Here is a 2,382-nt window from a genome sequence, read left to right on the forward strand (position 1 = left end):
CCAACAGGACAATAAAGAGCTGCGGCAGTTCATCAATGCTGCACTTGCGGATGCAGGCACCAATCTTCGTGACGCGTGGATCTTCCTACATTTTGAACATCGCACCGCTGACTTCGTTGTATTTCAGCAGATTAGCCAATCGTTCCTCTGCATCGACATACATCGAGCGGAACTTGAACATCTTGAATAGCTCCCCGTCTTTACCTACACGATTTTGTCCGAAGAAGATTGTCCCCTTTGGGTCATCCAATTTAATCAGCAGCGCCACAATCAGGAATACCGGTGAAAGCAGGATGAGCCCCATCAATGCCAAGATAAAATCCGTCATTCTTTTACAGGCCAAGTAAACAGGCTTCGACTGCGCCTCCGCTCGGCTCTCCACACCTGTGTAAGCCGCCGCAACCGTCAATTTCTCCTCCATCTCCATACACGCTATCCCCTTTATAGAAAATAATGATGTATCCTAATCCGAACAACTTTTAGCCACAAACAAAAACAATAACTTGCCCTGATGCTCTTGCATGATCCCCGCGAAAATAAAGCCAAAGTATTTTGGTGGGGATTTTCATTGATTGATTGCATAATTCGTTTAAAATTAAATTAAATACGGTCAATATAACGAGATGATATGGAAACTATTTTATGCAACAAAAGCCGACAACTGCTTGATTCCGACAGCCTTTAGTGATAAATATATCCTAAAATAATTCAACTCGCTTAAAATATCTTACAGTATCTATTATGATACCACCCAATTCTCAGAATTTACACAAAAACTGAGATTATTTTCCCTATTTAACGTACTTTTTCATAAAAAATACGAAACATTTACAAGTAAGCGTTTTATTCGTTAACATTTAGAACGAAGCCGGATCTTTTCATCTTTGTTCGATAAAATCATGACACGCAGATAGCAGATTTGTTACGATTTGCATAAGCTTACAATAAATATTCATTACGTACGCAATATATGGTGTCGGTCTTTTCAATTGCATGCCCGCCGGGTATGCGCCTGGCGCTCTTCCGATGAGCGGTCCTTCCGCCGGAGGCCCCCCCACAAAAGATCATCACCTCCGACCACAGCGGCTTCGCCGGTGTTGCGCTGCCCGCGAGAGCCTCTCCTCCGGCCAACTGTCCCTCACCGGAGTACGGTAGTCGGCGCGAGCGCTGTTCTCCGATGAGGGGCTCTTCGTCGGTGAAGGAATCCGAAACGCTTGTACCAAAGCCACATTTTAGTATAACACTCTACTGACATGCCCTTCCCGATTATTCCTTTAATCATAATTCCAAGCATCACTTTCCCGGATTGATTGTTACCTCCGGTTAAGGCGGCTTCGCCTGAGTTCCGCTGCTGGCGAGTCGCTGTTCTCCGGTCAACAGTCGCACGTCGGATGTGGATAGCTGGTGCAGCGTTGTTCTCCGATGAGGCGGCTCTTCGTCGGAGCTGGCCGGAGGCACGGCACCATTCCCAGTTGCGACAGAAATCGCAACAATCGGTTGTAAGCCTATCCAATCCGATGAATACGGACTATACTGGAGCTATTGTTTCATTATCGAAGGGTTGGAGGAATGTTTTTCATGATCATTGATCGATTGGCTAATTTGGAATTTTATGAAGGATTGAATGAGCAGCTCTATAAGGGACTGAAGTTTTTGAATGAAACGGATGTTGCAGCTTTACCTGTAGGACGTTACGAGATCGACGGCGATGCGGTGTTCGCGCTGGTGCAGGCGTACGAGACGCATCTGCCGGAGGAATGCCGTTGGGAAGCCCACTACACCTACACTGACATCCAGTATATGGTGGAAGGCAGCGAAAGGATGGGCTGGAAAACGCTGGATGGCGTCGTGAAAGCAGAGGATCGTCCGGAAGATGATGTTTACTTCTTTGAGTCTGATGGCGACCATTTCGTGCTGCATGCGGGTCAGTTCGCGGTGTTCACGCCGCATGATGCCCACCGCCCGGGAATGGCAGTTGATGGACCGGCGCCGATCAAGAAAGTCGTCGTTAAAGTGGCGATGTAACAGAAGATAATTGAAAAGCCAGAACAGCTTTGCTTGCGCAAAGCTGTTCTGGCTTATTCTAATGGGTTATTTCTGATATTTTAAGGTGTCTGTTTCCTTGGAATTTTATTTTTTGGTGCGCATTGAAATAACTTCAGTCATGCGGTGGTTCGAGGATAAGTATCCTATCGAAGGGTATAAGAACCAAACTGTCACCTGGTTGAAAATACATGAAAGTAAATATTGTTTGGACATTTACATTTTAATTCTTTTATATCAACTCTCCGATGTGCAAATAAATTACAAGATAAGCATATTCCAATTTTTCACTTGATAAACAGTTGGCCGAAGCTGTTCATCAGTTGAAAGACTGCAGCT

General features: G+C 45.4%; 1 protein-coding gene and 1 pseudogene. One reads left to right on the top strand and one right to left on the bottom strand.

The window, feature by feature from the left end; translation table 11 throughout:
• A pseudogene (locus tag WBV27_RS07640) lies at positions 1–427 on the bottom strand (sugar transferase); the annotation flags it as partial.
• A 1,151-nt stretch (positions 428–1,578) separates the two neighbouring features.
• Between WBV27_RS07640 and WBV27_RS07645 the strand changes: the two are divergent.
• Entirely contained in the window at positions 1,579–2,025 is a 447-nt protein-coding gene (locus WBV27_RS07645) for a YhcH/YjgK/YiaL family protein (RefSeq protein WP_424200866.1), read from the top strand.
• Positions 2,026–2,382: the final 357 nt, after the last annotated feature.

Source organism: Trichococcus sp., assembly GCF_049589555.1.
In the GTDB taxonomy this organism is placed as follows: Bacteria; Bacillota; Bacilli; order Lactobacillales; family Aerococcaceae; genus Trichococcus.

Coding starts and splice junctions, on each gene's coding strand:
- WBV27_RS07645 (WP_424200866.1), top strand. CDS start 1,579: ATGATCATTGATCGATTGGCTAATTTGGAATTTTATGAAGGATTGAAT.